Here is a 17,128-nt window from a genome sequence, read left to right as displayed (position 1 = left end):
CTTCCCGCCATTTCTGTCTGTCCATGCCGACAGATCCACCGGAGCTCGCACCATGTCAAGGCCACCTACACCCGGCTATTGCCTGGTCCTTACCACGGTTTCCACGGCGCAGCAGGCCGAAACACTGGCCCGCCAGATCGTAGAAGCCGGCTTGGGCGCCTGCGTGCAGATAGAGGCCGTCCGCAGCATCTACCGCTGGCAGGGCGCGCTGTGCGACGAGCCCGAGCAGCGCCTGTCCATCAAGACGCGGGCTGATCGCTTCGAGGCGCTGGAGCGCTTTATCCGCGCGCATCACAGCTACGAGACGCCCGAAATCGTGCAGGTGCCCATCACAGCCGGGTCGGCGGCGTACTTGCAATGGATCGATGAAGGAAGCCAGGGCGGGCCGGACGAACCGGAGCCCGAAGGGCAATTCGCGCTGCCCTGAGAACAGCGTCTAGGAACGCGCTTCGCGCAAGGAGGCCGCCAGCAGGCCCAGGCCCAACGCGCCCACGGCGACCGAGGCGATGCGGTTGAAAGTTCCACGCGCGCCGGAATACGCGAGTCGCACGCGCTCACGCGAAAACAAATAAGCCAGCAGCAGGTGCCAGCACAGCGCGTTGGTGATGATCATCGCCACAGCCGCCGCTTGAAGACCCGCGCTGGGCGCCGCCGGGAAAGACGCCGCGAACACGCTGCCGAAAAACAGTGCCGACTTGGGGTTGGTGATATTGGTCAGAAAACCCAGGCGGAAGGCCGCGGCCGAAGACACCGCCGGGCCACGACCGTCCAGTGCCGCGCTACCGGAGCGCCAGAGGCGGCTGGCAACGTAGAGCAGGTACAGGCCGCCGGCCACCTGCAACGCCAGGCGCAGCCCCGGAAAGACCTGGAAGATCGCATTGACGCCCAGCACCGCACACAACGACCAGATGGCGGCGCCCGCCGTCACGCCGAGCGCCGCGAACACCGCGCTGCGCGCGCGGTCGCTGGCGGCCAGTTGCGAGACCAGCAGCACGTTGGCGCCGGGGCTCATCATGGCCGCGACGTGAAGAAACCAGATAGTGAAGAGGATGGAGAACATGGGGGAACGCCTTGTGATGACGGGTGCCGGCCATGATAGCGGCGCGGAAAGAAACGCGCTTCAGCTCGCGGCGGCGCGCCCCAGCCGGTCGCGCACGCCGTCCCATTCGGCATGCGGCGGCGGGTTTTCCACCCAGATCAGCTTGACGCCCTTGGCGTCGAAGTCGCGCAGCACGGCGAACAGCTGCTGGGCGGTGGCCAGCGCGTCGTCGGGCATGCGTCGGTACAGCACCTTGTCGGACTTGATGCGCACAATGCTGCGCGCATAGACCGCGATGTGGGCCGCGTCGGCGCCCAGCAGATCCAGTGCGGTTTGTATCGCTCCGGCGTCCATCAGGCGCAGCTTGGCGTTGGGCGCGTAGTGCGACTCCAGCGTGCCGGAGGCGCGCGGCGCGGCCCCCAAAGCTTCTTGTTCAAATTCGTCCTTGCTGAGGACGGCTTCACCGCAAGCGGCCTCCAGCTGCGCGGGCGTGAGGACGCCGGGGCGCAGCAGCACGGGCCGGCCGCGCGTGCAGTCGACGATGCTGGACTCGATGCCGACCTCGCAGGGCCCGCCGTCCAGCACCAGCAGGCTGTCGCCGAACTCCTGCTGCACATGCTGCGCGGTGGTGGGGCTGACGCGGCCGAAGCGGTTGGCGCTGGGGCCGGCCACGCCGGTGTTGCAGGCCTTGAGGAAAGCCAGCGCGACGGGATGCGAGGGGCAGCGCAGGCCTATCGAATCCTGGCCGCCGGCCGCGGCGGCGGCCACGCCCGGCTTGCGCGGCAGGATGACGGTGAGCGGCCCGGGCCAGAAGGCCTTGATCAGGCGGGCGGCAAAAGGCGGCACGCCGGCGGCGTAGTCGTTGACTTGCGCGGCTTCGGCCACGTGCACGATGAGCGGGTGGTCGGACGGCCTGCCCTTGGCCGCGAAGATGCCGGCCACGGCTTTGTCGCTGGACGCGTCGGCGCCCAGGCCGTACACCGTTTCGGTCGGGAAGCCGACGAGCTCGCCGGCCTGGATACGGCGGGCGGCCTCAGCAATGGCCTGCGGGTCGGTGCCGGACAGGATCATCAGATGTCTTCGAGGCCGGGCAGCCCCAGGATGGCCGCCGCCCGGCGCGCCGTGGCCTTGACGCCGGCGACGTCGGCGCCGGTGATGTTGAGGTGGCCCATCTTGCGGCCAGCGCGCGCTTCGGTCTTGCCGTAAAGGTGCAGGTGCGTGCCGGGCAGGGCCAGCACGGCCTGCCAGTCGGGCGTGCGGGCATTGCCTTGCGCATCGAGCCAGACGTCGCCCAGCAGGTTGAGCATGACGGCCGGCGAATGCTGGCGCGGCTCGGGCAGCGGCAGGCCGGCCATGGCGTGCACCTGCAGGTCGAACTGCGAGACGTCGCAGGCGTCCATGGTGTAGTGGCCGCTGTTGTGGGGGCGCGGCGCCATTTCATTGACGACCAGCGCGCCATCGGCGCTGCCGTCGTCGACCAGGAAAAACTCGACGCAGAGCACGCCGACGTAGCCGACGTGGTGGGCGATGGTGTGGGTGGCCGCCAGCGCCCGCTGCGCCAGGGCGGCCGGCATATTGCCTTCATAGGCCTGGGTGATGGCCAGGATGCCGTCGACGTGCACATTGCGCTGGGGCGCGAAGCTCACGATGCGGCCGTCCCAGCCGCGCGCCACGATGACCGAGCACTCGGCCTTGAGCGGCAGCATTTTTTCAAGGACGCAGGGTGCCTGCTTGAGGCCGGCCCAGGCGGCGGAGAGTTCGGCGGCATTCTTGACGCGGACCTGGCCCTTGCCGTCGTAGCCCATGCGCGCGGTTTTCAGGATGCCGGGCAGCAGATCGGCCGGCACGGCGCGCAGCTGTGCTTCGGTTTCTATGACCGCATAGGGCGCGCAGCTGACGCCGGCCAGCGCGCCCGATTCGGCGGCGCTGGCGGTGAAATGGGATTTTTCCTCGATGCGATTTTGCGCGATGGCGACGGCGGCGGCCCCCGGCGCGACGGGGCGGCCGGCGGCCAGCGCCTGCAGCGCGGCGGCGGGCACGTTTTCAAATTCGGTGGTGACGGCGGCGCACAGCGCGGCCAGCTGCTTGAGCCCCTGTTCGTCGCTGTAGCCAGTCTGGATGTGGTGGTGGCTGACCAGGCCGGCCGGGCTTTGCGCGTCGGGGTCCAGCACGGCGGTGAAGTAGCCCAGGCGCTGCGCGGCGTGCACAAACATGCGGCCCAGCTGGCCGCCGCCCATCACGCCCAGCGTGGCGGGCTGGCCGGAGGCGGAAACGGTGCCGGGGAAAACGGGGAGTCCGGAAGGAAGGCTCATGCGGGCGGCAGGGTCATGGCGTGCGCGGCGGCGGTCTGCCCGGCGCGGAAAGCCTGCAGCTGGGCGGCCAGCGCCTTGTCGTGCAGGGCCAGCATGGCGACGGCGAACAGGGCCGCATTGGCCGCGCCGGCGTTGCCGATGGCGAAGGTGGCGACGGGAATGCCCTTGGGCATCTGGACGATGCTGTGCAGCGAATCGACGCCTTGCAGGTGTTTGCTGGCCACCGGCACGCCCAGCACCGGTACGGCGGTCTTGGCGGCCAGCATGCCGGGCAGGTGGGCGGCGCCGCCGGCGCCGGCGATGATGGCCTGCAGGCCCCGGCCGTGGGCGGCTTCGGCATAGGCGAACATCTCGTCGGGCATGCGGTGGGCCGACACCACGCGGGCTTCATGCGCCACGCCGAACTGCGTGAGGATCTGCACCGCGTGCTGCATGGTCTCCCAGTCGCTGCTGGAGCCCATCACCACGCCCACCAGGGGGGCCGCCGTCTTGTTTGTCGTCGTCATTGGGACCTTCTGGGTCTTGGGGTTTGCGGGGCCGTGAGCCCGTAACCCCTGATTTTAAGGGTTAGGCGCGCGGGCGGCGGCAAACCGGGCCTGCATGCTATCGTTTGGGCCAGCGCCCAGGCCTCGCCGGGCTGTAGCCGCCCCGCGCCGCAGCGGTTGAAACCTTTCTTTCCAGCCCCACTTTTCACTGAATCATGATCGACGTCACCATTGCCAATTTCGAAGCGGAAGTTGTTGCCGCTTCCATGACCACCCCCGTGCTGATCGACTTCTGGGCGCCGTGGTGCGGCCCCTGCAAGTCGCTGGGCCCGATTCTGGAAAAAGTGGAAGCGGAATACGCCGGGCGCTTCAAGCTCGTGAAGATCGACTCCGACCAGGAGCAGCAACTGGGCGCGGCTTTCGGCATCCGCAGCATCCCGACCTGCATCCTGATGATGAACGGCCAGCCGGTGGACGGTTTTACCGGCGCCCTGCCCGAAGGCAAGGTCAAGGAATTCCTCGACAAACACCTGCAGCCCGCCGATGAACTGCCCGAAGAACAGGAACTGGCGCTCGAGGAAGAAAGCACCGACCCGGCCGCCGTGCTCGAAAAACTCCAGCACGCGGTCGCCGCCAACCCGGCCGACGACAACGCGCGCTTCGACTACGTGAAGCTGCTGCTGCAGCTGGGCCGCGAGGACGACGCCAAGGTGGCGTTCGCACCGGTGATCGCGCAGACCACGGTGGTGCGGCGTTTTGATTCGCTCAAGCGCTGGATGGACGCGATGGATTTTGTGGCCAGGCAGGATGCCGGCGCCGTAGAGGGCCTGGACGCCAGGATCGCCGCCAACAAGCGGGACTTCGAAGCCCGTTTTGACAAGGCGCGCGGCTTGATGGTGCAGCAGCGCTGGACCGAAGCGCTGGATGAATTACTCGAAATCCTGATGCGCGACAAGGCCTGGAACGAGGAACTGGCGCGCAAGACTTACATCGCCATCCTGGACGTCATGGAAGCGCCCAAACCCAAGGTGGCCGACGGGCAGATTCCGCCCGAAGACGCTACGGTAGCCACCTACCGCCGCCGCCTGAGCAGCGTGATCCTCAGCTAAACCCTGCTCAAGAGCCGAAGAACCATCGGGTCAGGGCGAACGCAAAACCAAAGAGCGCCGCGTAACCGGCAACTTCCACGCTGAATTCGCGGCGCGATTCGCGCCAGGCGCGCAGCCGCTCGACCAGCAGGCCCGCCACCACGGGTGCCAGCAGCAGGTTGAGGATTTGCAGCCAATGCAGGCGTATCGCCAGGTGGGGCACGACCAGCACGGTCAGCAGCCCGGCGGCAATGCCGGTCATGACGGACCATGCGGCCTCTTGCGCCGCCGTCAGTTCATGGTCGCGGCCGCGCAGCTTGTACCAGGCGGCCTTGAACACGCCGCCGAACATCTCGCCGAAAAGCTGCAGAAACAGCTCGCCGAAAAACTCGAACAGCAGTTCCAGCAGGAATTCCATCGCGGCGCCGGGCTGGCCTTGGGCCTCAGGCCGTCAAACGCGTCAATGCTTCCTGGTACTTGGCGGCCGTTTTGGCAATCACGTCGGGTGGCAACGGAGGCGCCGGAGGCGTCTTGTCCCAGGGCTTTCCGTTGATGCGCACGGCTTCGAGCCAGTCGCGCACGAACTGCTTGTCGTAGCTGGGCGGGTTCGCGCCCAGCGCGTAGGCGGCCTCATAACCCTCGATGGGCCAGTAGCGCGAGGAGTCGGGCGTCAGCACCTCGTCCATCAGCGTGAGCGTGCCGTTTTCATCGAGGCCGAATTCGAACTTGGTGTCGGCAATGATGATGCCCTTGGTCAGCGCGAAGGCGGCGGCGGTGCTGTAAATCTCGATGCTGATTTTTTTGATCTGCGCGGCGAGCTCGGGGCCGACGACTTTCACGACCTGCTCGTAGCTGATGTTCTCGTCGTGCTCGCCGGCTTCGGCCTTGGCCGCCGGCGTGAAGATGGGCTCGGGCAGCTTGCCGGCGTTCTTCAGGCCCGCGGGCAGCGGCACGCCGCAGACGGCCTGGCTTTCCTGGTATTCCTTCCAGCCGCTGCCGGCCAGGTAGCCGCGCACCACGGCCTCGACGGGGATGGGCTTCAGGCGCTTGACCAGCATGGAGCGGTTCACCACCTGCGGCACTTCGGCCGGCGTGACCACGCTTTCGGGTGTTTCACCGGTCAGGTGGTTGGGGCAGATGTGGCCCAGCCTGGCAAACCAGAACAGCGCCATCTGCGTGAGCAACGCGCCCTTGCCGGGAATCGGCTCGCCCAGGATGACGTCGAAGGCGCTGAGCCGGTCGCTGGCCACCATCAGCAGCCTGTCCTTGCCCACGGCGTAGTTGTCGCGCACCTTGCCGCGCGCGAGCAGGGGCAGGGAAGTCAGGGCGGAGGTGTGGAGAGCTTGGGTCATGGTGCGGACGTGGGGGAGAAAGTCAAAGTAAAAAGCCCACGACTCGCAAGAGCCGCGGGCTTTGAATTATCGCCAATCCGCAGCTGCGGCTGGCGGGAATTTTCAGTGAACGACCTGGGCCAGCTCGCCCTTGGCGTATTTGGCGGCCACGACCTGCAGGGTGTCGCCCTTGATCCTGGCGCCCTGGCCTTCGCAGCCGAACTCGATGTAGCGCTGCTTGCACAGGGCCTTGGCGGCTTCGCGGGCGGGCTTGAGCCACTCGCGGGCGTCGAATTTTTCGGGGTTTTCAGCCAGGAACTTGCGCACCGCGCCGGTCATGGCCAGGCGGATGTCGGTGTCGATGTTGATCTTGCGCACGCCGTGCTTGATGGCTTCCTGGATTTCCTCGACCGGCACGCCGTAGGTTTCCTTCATGTTGCCGCCGTACTGGCGGATGATGGCCAGCATTTCCTGCGGCACGGAGGACGAGCCGTGCATCACCAGGTGGGTGCTGGGGATGCGCTTGTGGATTTCCTTGATGCGGTCGATGGCCAGGATGTCACCGGTGGGCTTGCGGGTGAATTTGTAGGCGCCGTGGCTGGTGCCGATGGCGATGGCCAGCGCGTCGATCTGCGTGCGCTTGACGAAATCGGCGGCCTGCTCTGGGTCGGTCAGCAGCTGCTCACGCGTCATGGTCGCGTCGGTGCCGTGGCCGTCTTCCTTGTCGCCCTTCATGGTTTCCAGCGAACCCAGGCAGCCGAGCTCACCTTCGACGGTGACGCCGTACTTGTGGGCCAGCTGCGAGACCTTTTTGGTCACGTCGACGTTGTATTCATAGCTGGCGATGGTCTTGCCGTCGGCTTCGAGCGAACCGTCCATCATCACCGACGAAAAGCCGAGGTTGATGGCGCCCTGGCAGACGTCGGGGTTCTGGCCGTGGTCCTGGTGCATGACCAGGGGGATGTTGGGATACATCTCGATGGCCGCTTCGATCAGGTGCTTGATGAAGGGTTCACCGGCGTATTTGCGGGCGCCGGCGCTGGCCTGCAGGATGACGGGCGCGCCGGTTTCCTTGGCCGCTTCCATCACGGCTTGCACCTGCTCAAGGTTGTTGACGTTAAAAGCCGGAATGCCGTAGCCGTTGACTGCCGCATGGTCCAGCAGCTCGCGCATCGAAACGAGTGCCATGATCAGAATCCCCAGAAAGTTAAAAACGCTGCCAGAAAAAGGCGGGTTCCCGGCGGAAGGCCGTGCAACACGAGGGCTGCCTGGTGGGCCGTAACCGCGAAGTAACCGAAGGCCTCATTCTACCGGCTGCGTAAAGACCATTTATTTAAGAAGTTAGCGGCAGAACCATGCGGTAACACCGTGTAAAAGGCACGGGCGCGGAAGTCTGCCCAAAGCGGCCGCCGTGCACGTCCATCACGCGGCCCACGATTTTGTGGCCCAGGCCCAGCCTTTCGCCGGAAGGCGCGGCTGCGCCCTGGCGGGCCTGGCCGTCATCGCAGACCTGCAGCCACGCCGTGCCGCCATCACGACCCCACTGGACGCAAACAAAAGTGCCCCGGGATGTGTGCTGCAGCGCGTTGTCGATGAGGTTGCGCAGGGCCAGTTCGAGCAGCAGCGGATGGGCCAGCACCTCGATCCCTTCCTCGCCCTGCACGCTGAGCGTGTGCCCGCTTTCCCAGGAAGCCTGCGCGTAGCCGGCCACCACCTGCCCGGCCAGGGCGCCGAGGTCCAGGCGCCGCATCTGCTGCTGCAGGTCGGCGCGGCTGGCCCGCGCCAGCGCCAGCAGCTGGGTAATGACGTGCCCGGCGCGCATCGCGTCGGCGCCTATCTGCGCCAGCGCCTGCTCGCGCTCGGCGGGCGAAAGCTCTCCGCGCAGCGAGGCCGCCTGCAGGGCAATGGACGACAGCGGAGTGCGCAGCTCATGCGCCACTTCGCTGGCGAGCTGGCGTTCGCGCTCCAGCGAGGCCTGCTGCTGGGCCACCAGCGTGTTGATGGAGCGCACGACCGAGTTGAATTCGCGGTAAGGATGCCTGGCTTCCAGGCGCTCTGCCTTGTCCACCTCAAGCTCGGCCACGTCGCGCGACAGCGACTGCAGGGGCCGCAAGCCGCGCCAGATGGCCGCGCCCAGCGCAAGCGCCACCACGGGCAGCAGCCACAGGCCAGGCTCGGCCAGCTGGCCGGCGACGTCGGCGGCCATGTCGTCGCGCTCGTCGGCGCGCACCAGCACCATGACCTGGCGCGTATGCGAGGCGTCCCACTGCGAAAAGCTGCGCCAGGTGGCCGGCGGGGTGCCCAGTTCCAGGTCGGCGAAACCGGACTGTTCGCTGAACGGCGGCAGGGGCGCATCGCCTGAACGGGCCAGCACCCGGCCGCCGGCGTCACGCACCAGCACGCTGAGGGAGGGCTGGTAGTCGTGGCTTTTGAGCGTGGGAATGATGGGGCGGGCGGTTTCCCGGGCGGCATCCACAAAGGGCGGCAGGTCCAGGTTGAGCATGAGGGCGGCCGTGCCGGCCAGGTGCCCGTCGGTCAGCTCGCCCGCCTCGTGGACGCCGGTGCGGTAGCCCACCGCCACGAAGCCGGCCCACACCAGCAGCAGCGCCGCCATCACCCACAGCAAAAGCCGGCGCGTGAGCGAAGCCTGCCGGTGCACTGCGGACTTCATGCGCCGTCCTCGCGCGGGATGAAATAGCCGACGCCGCGCATGGTCTGGATCAGGCCCTCGCCCAGCTTGCGCCGCAGGTGGTGCACATGCACCTCGACCGCGTTGCTGCCGACGGCATCCTGCCAGTTGTAAAGGCGCGCTTCGAGCTGCTGGCGCGACAGCACCCGGCCGCGCGATTCGAGCAGCAGGAGCAGCAGGCCGAATTCGCGCGGCGCCAGTTCAACAACCTGCCCCGCGCGCAGCACCGTGCGGGCCGCCGGGTCTATCACCAGCTCGCCATGCACCAGCAGCGGGTGAGCGCGGCCCGCCGCGCGCCGCAGCAGCGCGCGCATGCGCGCCTCGAGCTCGTCCAGGTCGAAGGGTTTGACCAGGTAGTCGTCGGCGCCCAGGTTGAGGCCTGAAATGCGGTCGGCGACCTGGTCGCGCGCGGTCATGATGAGCACCGGCGTCAGCGGGTCGGGCAGCGCCGCTGGCGCGCCTGCGCGGCCGTGCCGCAGCCGCAGCAGCAGGTCGCCGCCGTCGCCATCCGCCAGCCCCAGGTCCAGCAGCACCAGGTCAAAGGGCTCACTGGACAGGGCCGACCACGCGGAGCCCAGGCTGGCGCAGCTATCCACCGCATAGCCCCGCTGCTGCAGGTTGGTCCGCAGGCCCAGGGCGATGCCGGCATCGTCTTCGACCACCAGGATTCGCATCGCGCCATTGTCGGCGCTTCGGGCGGCGGCAGGGTGTATCGCAGGGCGCCCGCAAGGCCTTAAGGATGCGTTAAGACGCCCCCTCTATCTTGCGGCTTCCCCTTCCCGGATCACCCCCACCCCCGCGAAATCCCATGACCGCATCCCCCTCCACCGGCGACGGCACTCCCCTTGTGTCACGTGTTTTCCTGGGAACACTGCTCAGCCTCGCACTGCTCATCGCCTGGGACCTTTCGAGCCTGGATCTGTGGATGGCGCACTGGTTCGGTTCTGCAGCGGGATTTCCGCTGGAGGACCACTGGTTCTGGCGCGGCACGCTGCACGACGACATCCGCTGGTTGCCCTGGGCGGTCGAGCTGGCGCTGCTGGCGGCCGTGGCCCGGCCTTTCGGCGCCCTGCGGCGGCTGGCCGTGGAACGCCGCGCGCAACTGGGGCTGACCACCTTGGCCTCTTTGCTGGTGGTGTCCACCCTCAAGCTGCACAGCCTTACCAGTTGCCCCTGGGAACTGCATGAGTTCGGCGGCACGGTGGCCTATGTGTCGCACTGGGCCTGGGGGGTGCATGACGGCGGCAGCGGCGGCTGCTTTCCGGGCGGCCACGCCTCCGCGGGTTTTGCGTTTCTGGGCGGTTTTTTTGCGTTTCGCCACACACTGCCCCGGACGGCGCAACGCTGGCTGGCCGGCGCGCTGCTGGCGGGTCTGGTGCTGGGCGTGGCGCAGCAGGTGCGAGGCGCCCACTACATGAGCCACACGCTCTGGACGGCCTGGTTGTGCTGGGCCTCGGCAGCGCTGGCCGACAACATCGTCAGCCAGATGATTTCACAAAGGCCGCGACCCGCTCAAGCACAGGCGCCCGCCCTCGCAATACCGAAGCCATAGACCCCAGCAGGGTCGCGTGGCCGACGCCGTCAAACAACTCCGACTGCACGCGCACGCCGCTGTCCCGAAGCCGGCGGGCCAGTGCCACGGTATTGCGCTGCGGGTTGACGGTGCGATCCTCGGCGGCCGCGAGCAGCAGCGCGGCAGGTGAAGCCCGCGAGGCATGCGCCAGCGGCTGGCTGTCGGCCGGCGTGGCCGGCCACTCGAACGCCACCCGGGACTGGGGATCGACGATGGGCAGGAAGTCGTAAGGGCCGGCCAGGCCTATCCAGCCGGCCAGCTGCGAGGGCGCCATGCCCTCGGCCCGCAGCCAGCGCGGGTCGAGCGCGAGCATGGCGGCGTTGTAGGCGCCGGCACTGTGGCCCATCACGAACAGCGGGGCCGGGTCTGCACCGAATTCCGCGGCACGGTCCCTGACCCAGCGCACGGCGCGCGCGCTGTCCTGCACAAAAACCGGGTAGCGGACCGCCGGGCTCAGCCGGTAGTCGGCAATGAGGGCGACGATGCCCCGCGAGGCCAGGGCTTCGCCGACAAAGCGGTAATCGGCGCGCTCGCCGGAGGACCAGTTGCCGCCGTAAAAAAACACCACCAGCGGCGCGTTGCGCCTTTCGCCGGCGGGCTGGTAGACATCGAGCCGCTGGCGCAGTTCAGGCCCGTAGGCCAGCCCTTCGCTGCGGCGGTAAGTGTCGTCGGGCACCGTGGCATTGAGGAGGTCGACAGCCGAGCATGCGGTGAGCAGCGCGGGCAGCATGGCAAAAAGTGAGCGTCTGGGCAATCTGGAATCTATGTTGGGCATGGACTTCAGAATACGCAGGCAAGGGCCCCGCTGGATTCAGCCGATCTTCCCAGGCTGCATAGGACAAGGCCTTTAAGAGCACGGGACTCTTTGTTCCAGCAGGGGCCGCGGAACGGGCTTTGCCCGGCCGCAGGCGCAGCGGCCCCCTCGGGGGGCAGGGAGCTACACGAAGTGAGCGACCGTGGGGGCCATATCTATGCCACTCTGCATATCTTCAGCATGTTGGTGCCGCCAGGCGCGCCCATGGGCTCGCCGCAGGTGATGGCGTACACGTCGCCGCTTTGCACGATGTTGCGGCGCAGCAGGTGACCTTCGGCCTGCTCGAGCGCGGTGTCGCGGTCGGCACTGGTATCCATCAGCAGGGGGCGCACGTTGCGGTAGATCGCCATCTTGCGCTGGGTGGCCAGGCGCGGCGTGAGCGCGTAAATCGGCACGCGGATGTCGTGGCGGCTCATCCACAAAGGGGTGGAGCCGCTGTCGGTCAGCGCGACGATGGCCTTGGCGCCCAGGTGGTGCGCGGTGAACAGCGCGCCCATGGCGATGGACTGGTCGATGCGGCTGAAGGTCTTGCCGGAGAAGTCGCCTTCCAGTTCCTTGTATTCGGCCTTCTCGGCTTCCTCGCAGATCTTGGCCATTTCCTCGACGGTCTCCAGCGGGTACTTGCCGGCGGCGGTTTCGGCGCTGAGCATCACCGCGTCGGTGCCGTCCAGCACCGCGTTGGCGACGTCGCTGACCTCGGCGCGCGTGGGCACCGGGTTGACGATCATGGATTCCATCATCTGCGTGGCGGTGATGACGACCTTGTCGCCGGCGCGGGCCATCTTGATCATGCGTTTTTGCAGCGCCGGCACGGCGGCGTTGCCGACTTCGACGGCCAGGTCGCCGCGGGCGACCATGATGCCGTCGCTGACGCGCAGGATTTCTTCCAGTTTGGGAATGGCTTCGGCGCGTTCAATCTTGGCGATCAGGCCGGGCTTGTGTTTGTAGGGCGCGGCGGCCACGTTGCAAAGCTGGCGCGCCATTTCCATGTCGGTGGCGTTTTTGGGGAAACTCACGGCGACGTAGTCGGCCTGGAAACTCATGGCCGTCTTGATGTCTTCCATGTCCTTGGCGGTCAGCGCCGGGGCGGTGAGGCCGCCGCCCTGCTTGTTGATGCCCTTGTTGTTGGACAGCTCGCCGCCCAGCTTGACGGTGGTGTGCACTTCCTCGCCGCGCACCACGTCCACCGTGAGCACGATCAGGCCGTCGTTGAGCAGCAGCACGTCGCCGGCTTTCACGTCGCGCGGCAGTTCCTTGTAGTCCAGGCCCACCCCCTTGAGGTCACCGGGCTCGGTGCGGGAGGCGTCGAGCACGAACTTGCCGCCGGGCTCGAGTTGGACCTTGCCTTCGGCGAACTTGCCGACGCGGATCTTGGGGCCCTGCAGGTCGGCCATGATGGCGACTTCACGGCCAGCGCGCTGGGCGGCTTCGCGCACCAGCTTGGCCCGGTCCACATGGTCCTGGGCCGTGCCGTGGCTGAAATTGAGGCGCACCACGTTGACGCCGGCGCGGATCATTTTTTCCAGCAGTGCGGGGTCACTGGAGGCGGGCCCGAGGGTGGCAACGATCTTGGTGGCGCGACGCGGCATAGTGAATGTCTCCATGTAATTTAGTTTCCGATTTTCACACGGAAACGGTTACAAAGGCGTTACCAACTGGGCGCATGGGCCATCGCACGGCCCTTTGTGGCGGGCACGAAGGCGCTCAGCCCGCGGCGCGCTTTTGCAAAATCTCAAAGGCCGGCAGCGTCTTGCCTTCCAGCACTTCGAGGAAGGCGCCGCCGCCGGTCGAGATGTAACCCACCTGCTTTTCAATGCCGTACTTGGCGATGGCGGCCAGCGTGTCGCCGCCACCGGCGATTGAAAACGCGCTGCTTTCGGCGATGGCGCGCGCGATGCCCTCGGTACCCTTGGCAAACGCGTCGAACTCGAACACGCCGACCGGGCCGTTCCAGACGATGGTGCCGGCGGCCATCAATTGCGCCGCGAGGCGCGCGGTGGTTTGCGGGCCGATGTCCAGGATCAGGTCGTCGTCTTCCACGTCGGTGGCGGCCTTGACGGTGGCCGGCGCATCGGCGGCAAAGGTCTTGGCGGTGACCACGTCGGTCGGGATGGGCACTTCAGCGCCGCGCGCCTTCATGGCCTCGATCACGGCCCTGGCTTCGGGCAGCAGGTCGGCTTCGGCCAGGCTTTTGCCGATGTTCAGGCCGGCGGCCAGCATGAAAGTGTTGGCGATGCCGCCGCCCACGATGAGCTGGTCGACGTTGGCGGCCAGCGACTTGAGGATGGTGAGCTTGGTGGAGACCTTGCTGCCGGCCACGATGGCGACCAGCGGCCGGCGCGGTGCCGTCAGCGCCTTGGAGATGGCGTCCATCTCGGCGGCCAGCAGCGGGCCGGCGCTGGCCACGGGCGCGTACTGCGCGATGCCGTAGGTGGAAGCTTCGGCGCGGTGCGCGGTGCCGAAAGCGTCGTGCACAAAAATATCGCAGAGCGCGGCCATCTTGCGCGCCAGCTCTTCGCTGTTTTTCTTCTCGCCCTTGTTGAGGCGGCAGTTCTCCAGCAGCACCAGCTGGCCGGGCTTGACGTCCACGCCATCCACCCAGTTGGAGGCCAGCGGCACTTCACGCTTCATGAGCTCGCCCAGGCGTTTGGCCACGGGCGCCAGCGAATCGGCCGGCTTGAATTCACCTTCCACCGGCCGCCCGAGGTGGGAGGTCACCATCACCGCCGCGCCGGCGTCCAGCGCCATCTGGATGCAGGGAATGGAGGCGCGCACGCGCGTGTCTTCGGTGATGTTGCCGGCGTCGTCCTGCGGCACGTTGAGGTCGGCACGGATGAACACGCGCTTGCCGGCAACTTTGCCGCTGGCGCACAGGTCGGAGAAACGGATGAAGTTCATGGAGGGCTCACAAATTAAGAACGGCTGGCCAACGGGCCAAAGCCCTAAATTGTAGGGGCGAGGTTTTCAGAGCAAGCCAGGGCCGAGGAACCGGCTTTGCCGGGCCTCAGGCGCAGCGGCCCCCTCGGGGGGCAGCGTATTACACGAAGTGAAAAGCGTGGGGGCTCTATTTCACCAGCCTAAAAGGATATGCAGCGGCAGATACACGGCCATGCCGGCCAGGATGGTGCCCAGCACGCCGTGGCGCCAGTAAAACCATGCCGTGCCCGCGACAACGGCGAACAGGCGAGCGTCCTTCCAGGTGGCGATCAGGTGGCCTTGGCTCATGACCATTTCCGGCACGATGACCGCCGCCAGCGCGGCGATAGGCGCGTAGTGCAGGCCGCGCTGCGCCCAGGCCGGCAAGGTCCAGGGCTTGTCCGACAGGAAAAAGAAGCTGCGCGTGATGACGGTGATGGCCGTCATGCCGAGGATGGTGGCGACGGTCCAGAGGTCGGTTTCGTTCATGCGGCGTCTCCGGCGCCGGGCGCGGGCGCGGCGGGTTTGGCAGGCGCCGGCTTTTCCAGCATGAGGCAGACGGCCACGGCGGCGGCGATGGCCACCAGGATATTGAGCTTGAGCGGCAGGGCGAAGGTGGCGACGGCGGCCGCGCCGGCGATGCCGGCCGACACCACGCGCAGCCGGGTGGTGGCCAGCGAGCACATGATGCCCAGCAGCGCCAGGATGCCGGCGAAACCCAGGCCCCAGGAGATCGGGATCGAATTGGCCAGCGCGACGCCCACCAGGGTGGAGCCCACCCAGCTGACCCAGCTCACGCCGCAGCTGCCGGCCCAATAGGCCTCTTGTCCGGCAATGACCAGCGGGTCGGTGGACGGGTGCGGAAAGCGCTTGGTGAACAGCACGTAATTGAGGTCGGCCATGCCGTAGCCGTTGAGCAGGCGCCGCCACAGGCTCTGGTGCATCACATAAGGCCGCAGGTGGGCGCTGAAAACCATGAAGCGCAGGTTGACGCAAAACGAAGTCGCCAGGATCACCCACATCGGGGCGCCGGCGATGATCAGGGGCAAGGCCGCCAGTTGCGAGCTGCCGGCAAACACCAGGATGGACATGAGCAGCACCTCGATCAGGCTCATGCCCGATTTGGCGATGGCCACGCCGGTCATCAGGCCCCAAGCGGCAATGCCGGGCGCCACCGCCGCGAGTTCGCCGGCCCCCACGCGGAACTCCGGATGCTTGAACAATGTCTTCACAAAACCCTCATTCCTGTTGATCTGTTGGCGCCCGGCTGAACACCATGCCGGGCCGGATGTCGAAGCCGCGCAGAAAATCGGCCGCATCCAGCGCCTTGCCGCCGGCTTTCTGCAGCCGGCTCACGCGCAGCACGCCGTCCACGGCGGCGATGTCTATGCCTTCAGCGCCGGCGGCCAGCACCTGGCCGGCCTCGGCATCGGCAGGCCGGGCCGCGCCGGCCAGGATTTCAGCGCGCCAGAACTTGAGGGTTTGCCCCGCCAGCACGCCGGCCGCGCCGGGGAAAGGGTTGAAGGCGCGTATGCGGCGCTCCAGCACGGCGGCGCCTTGTGTCCAGTCCGCCATGGCCTCGTGTTTTTCAATCTTGTGGGCGTAGGTCACGCCTTCCACGGGCTGGGGCGTGGCTTTCAGCCCGCCGCAGGCCGCGAGTTCCAGCGCTTCGACGATGAGCCGGCCGCCGAGGTCCGCCAGCCTGTCGTGCAGGGAAGCGGTGGTGTCACCCGCCGCGATGGGCAACCTGTCCACCAGCAGCATGTCGCCCGTGTCCAGCCCGGCGTCCATTTGCATGATGGTGATGCCGGTCTCCGCGTCGCCGGCCTCGATGGCGCGGTGGATGGGCGCGGCGCCGCGCCAGCGCGGCAGCAGGGAGGCGTGGATATTGAGGCAACCCAGCCTGGGGGTGTCCAGCACCCATTGGGGAAGGATCAGGCCGTAGGCGGCAACGACCATGGCGTCGGCGCGCGCGGCGATGATGGCCTCGCTGGCTGCAGCGGCGTCATCGGGGAATTTGCCGTCCAGCCGCAGGCTGCGCGGCTGGGCGACTGTGATGCGGGCGCTTTCGGCCCATTGCTTGACGGGGGAGGCCTGTAGCTTCATGCCGCGGCCGGCGGGGCGGTCGGGCTGGGTCAGGACCAGGGGAATTTCAAAACCGGCTGCGTGCAATCGCTCGAGGGCCACGCGGGCGAACTCAGGGGTACCGGCAAAAATGAGGCGCATGGCGCCCGATTCTAAAGAGTCTCAGGGAAATCCCGGATCTGCGGCGGCAAAGCCCCGCGTAACCGGCAAGCCGGCCGGAGGCGCTCAGCGCGTGGCTTCGCGCTCCTCGTCCTTTTTCTGCTTGATCATCTTGGTCTTGATGCGGTTGCGCTTCAAGGGAGACAGGTATTCCACGAACACCTTGCCCAGCAGGTGGTCCATTTCATGCTGAATGCAGACCGCCAGCATGCCTTCGGCCTCATACACCTGGAGTTTGCCGTCCAGGTCCAGGGCCTGAACCTTGATGGCGATGGAACGCTCCACGCCGTCATAGATGCCGGGCACCGACAGGCAGCCTTCGTCGCCGACGCGCGTCTCCTCGCTGGCCCAGACGATTTCCGGGTTGATCAGCACCATGGGCTGGTCGCGCTCTTCGCTGACGTCGATGGTGATCAGCCGCTCGTGCACGTCGACCTGGGTGGCGGCCAAGCCTATTCCCGCAGCTTCATACATGGCTTCAAACATGTCGTCGGCCAGCTTGCGCACGCGCGCGTCAACAGCCGCCACGGGTTTTGCCACCGTGTGCAGGCGGGGATCGGGATAACGAAGAATGGTCAGCTGGCTCATGGGCAAAGGTAAGGGGAAGGCAAGGAGAAAAGAAGGGCAAAGGGGGCGG

At 67.1% G+C, this 17,128-nt stretch carries 19 protein-coding genes; 3 read left to right on the top strand and 16 right to left on the bottom strand.

Features of this window, described 5'->3' with window-relative positions:
* Positions 1 to 52 precede the first annotated feature (52 nt).
* Positions 53 to 427, top strand: coding sequence for a divalent-cation tolerance protein CutA (gene cutA / locus ACLV74_RS11850; protein ID WP_411879598.1), 375 nt, complete (start codon positions 53 to 55; stop codon positions 425 to 427).
* Positions 428 to 436: 9 nt separating this feature from the next.
* On the opposite strand, the gene ACLV74_RS11845 is transcribed toward cutA, so the two are convergent.
* Genes ACLV74_RS11845 through purE form a run of 4 tightly spaced genes read right to left on the bottom strand, consistent with a single transcriptional unit; the run spans position 437 to position 3,857 of the window.
* Positions 437 to 1,060 carry a LysE family translocator gene (locus tag ACLV74_RS11845; protein ID WP_411879597.1) on the bottom strand — a complete coding sequence of 208 codons (624 nt, stop codon included), beginning with the start codon at positions 1,058 to 1,060 and terminating at the stop codon, positions 437 to 439.
* Positions 1,061 to 1,120: 60 nt separating this feature from the next.
* Positions 1,121 to 2,110, bottom strand: coding sequence for an L-threonylcarbamoyladenylate synthase (locus ACLV74_RS11840; protein ID WP_411879596.1), 990 nt, complete (start codon positions 2,108 to 2,110; stop codon positions 1,121 to 1,123).
* Positions 2,110 to 3,351, bottom strand: a complete 1,242-nt coding sequence (locus ACLV74_RS11835; protein ID WP_411879595.1) for a 5-(carboxyamino)imidazole ribonucleotide synthase — start codon at positions 3,349 to 3,351, stop codon at positions 2,110 to 2,112. The genes ACLV74_RS11840 and ACLV74_RS11835 overlap by 1 nt, the downstream gene beginning before the upstream one ends.
* Positions 3,348 to 3,857: a 5-(carboxyamino)imidazole ribonucleotide mutase gene (gene purE / locus ACLV74_RS11830; protein WP_411879594.1), complete on the bottom strand. Its 510-nt coding sequence runs from the start codon at positions 3,855 to 3,857 to the stop codon at positions 3,348 to 3,350. Before purE ends, ACLV74_RS11835 begins: the two co-directional genes overlap by 4 nt.
* Positions 3,858 to 4,051: 194 nt before the next feature.
* On the opposite strand from purE, the gene trxA reads away from it, so the two are divergent.
* On the top strand, positions 4,052 to 4,945 hold the full coding sequence (gene trxA / locus ACLV74_RS11825) for a thioredoxin (RefSeq protein ID WP_411879593.1): 894 nt from the start codon (positions 4,052 to 4,054) through the stop codon (positions 4,943 to 4,945).
* Between the two features lie 7 nt (positions 4,946 to 4,952).
* On the opposite strand, the gene ACLV74_RS11820 is transcribed toward trxA, so the two are convergent.
* From ACLV74_RS11820 to ACLV74_RS11800, 5 genes are all read right to left on the bottom strand, one after another.
* Positions 4,953 to 5,342, bottom strand: coding sequence for a hypothetical protein (locus ACLV74_RS11820; RefSeq protein ID WP_411879592.1), 390 nt, complete (start codon positions 5,340 to 5,342; stop codon positions 4,953 to 4,955).
* A gap of 25 nt (positions 5,343 to 5,367) precedes the next feature.
* The gene (locus ACLV74_RS11815) at positions 5,368 to 6,276 is read right to left on the bottom strand and encodes a phosphoribosylaminoimidazolesuccinocarboxamide synthase (protein ID WP_411879591.1); all 909 of its coding nucleotides are present in this window, start codon (positions 6,274 to 6,276) and stop codon (positions 5,368 to 5,370) included.
* A gap of 102 nt (positions 6,277 to 6,378) precedes the next feature.
* Positions 6,379 to 7,443 (bottom strand): class II fructose-bisphosphate aldolase, encoded by a 1,065-nt coding sequence (gene fba / locus ACLV74_RS11810; RefSeq protein ID WP_411879590.1) that lies wholly within the window; start codon positions 7,441 to 7,443, stop codon positions 6,379 to 6,381.
* A gap of 145 nt (positions 7,444 to 7,588) precedes the next feature.
* Entirely contained in the window at positions 7,589 to 8,926 is a 1,338-nt protein-coding gene (locus tag ACLV74_RS11805; RefSeq protein ID WP_411879589.1) for a histidine kinase dimerization/phospho-acceptor domain-containing protein, read from the bottom strand.
* Positions 8,923 to 9,618 carry a response regulator gene (locus tag ACLV74_RS11800; RefSeq protein WP_411879588.1) on the bottom strand — a complete coding sequence of 232 codons (696 nt, stop codon included), beginning with the start codon at positions 9,616 to 9,618 and terminating at the stop codon, positions 8,923 to 8,925. The genes ACLV74_RS11805 and ACLV74_RS11800 overlap by 4 nt, the downstream gene beginning before the upstream one ends.
* 134 nt (positions 9,619 to 9,752) lie before the next feature.
* Between ACLV74_RS11800 and ACLV74_RS11795 the strand changes: the two genes are divergently transcribed.
* A complete protein-coding gene (locus tag ACLV74_RS11795) occupies positions 9,753 to 10,496 on the top strand; it encodes a phosphatase PAP2 family protein (protein WP_411879587.1) in 744 nt (247 codons plus the stop codon).
* Here the strand turns inward: ACLV74_RS11795 and ACLV74_RS11790 are convergent.
* From ACLV74_RS11790 to def, 7 genes are all read right to left on the bottom strand, one after another.
* The gene (locus ACLV74_RS11790) at positions 10,423 to 11,247 is read right to left on the bottom strand and encodes an alpha/beta hydrolase (protein WP_411879586.1); all 825 of its coding nucleotides are present in this window, start codon (positions 11,245 to 11,247) and stop codon (positions 10,423 to 10,425) included. The genes ACLV74_RS11795 and ACLV74_RS11790 overlap by 74 nt on opposite strands.
* Positions 11,248 to 11,486: 239 nt before the next feature.
* Positions 11,487 to 12,920 (bottom strand): pyruvate kinase, encoded by a 1,434-nt coding sequence (gene pyk / locus ACLV74_RS11785; protein WP_411879585.1) that lies wholly within the window; start codon positions 12,918 to 12,920, stop codon positions 11,487 to 11,489.
* 115 nt (positions 12,921 to 13,035) lie between these two features.
* Positions 13,036 to 14,229 (bottom strand): phosphoglycerate kinase, encoded by a 1,194-nt coding sequence (locus ACLV74_RS11780; protein WP_411879584.1) that lies wholly within the window; start codon positions 14,227 to 14,229, stop codon positions 13,036 to 13,038.
* A gap of 171 nt (positions 14,230 to 14,400) precedes the next feature.
* Positions 14,401 to 14,736, bottom strand: coding sequence for an AzlD domain-containing protein (locus ACLV74_RS11775; RefSeq protein WP_411879583.1), 336 nt, complete (start codon positions 14,734 to 14,736; stop codon positions 14,401 to 14,403).
* Entirely contained in the window at positions 14,733 to 15,479 is a 747-nt protein-coding gene (locus ACLV74_RS11770; protein ID WP_411879582.1) for an AzlC family ABC transporter permease, read from the bottom strand. The genes ACLV74_RS11775 and ACLV74_RS11770 overlap by 4 nt, the downstream gene beginning before the upstream one ends.
* Positions 15,480 to 15,486: 7 nt before the next feature.
* Positions 15,487 to 16,473 carry a methionyl-tRNA formyltransferase gene (gene fmt / locus ACLV74_RS11765; RefSeq protein WP_411879581.1) on the bottom strand — a complete coding sequence of 329 codons (987 nt, stop codon included), beginning with the start codon at positions 16,471 to 16,473 and terminating at the stop codon, positions 15,487 to 15,489.
* Between the two features lie 84 nt (positions 16,474 to 16,557).
* A complete protein-coding gene (def, locus tag ACLV74_RS11760; RefSeq protein ID WP_411879580.1) occupies positions 16,558 to 17,079 on the bottom strand; it encodes a peptide deformylase in 522 nt (173 codons plus the stop codon).
* Between the last annotated feature and the right edge of the window lie 49 nt (positions 17,080 to 17,128).

Source organism: Polaromonas sp. YR568, from assembly GCF_943369415.1.
Taxonomy (GTDB): domain Bacteria; phylum Pseudomonadota; class Gammaproteobacteria; order Burkholderiales; family Burkholderiaceae_C; genus Polaromonas.
This window is presented reverse-complemented; position numbering and strand designations above follow the sequence as displayed.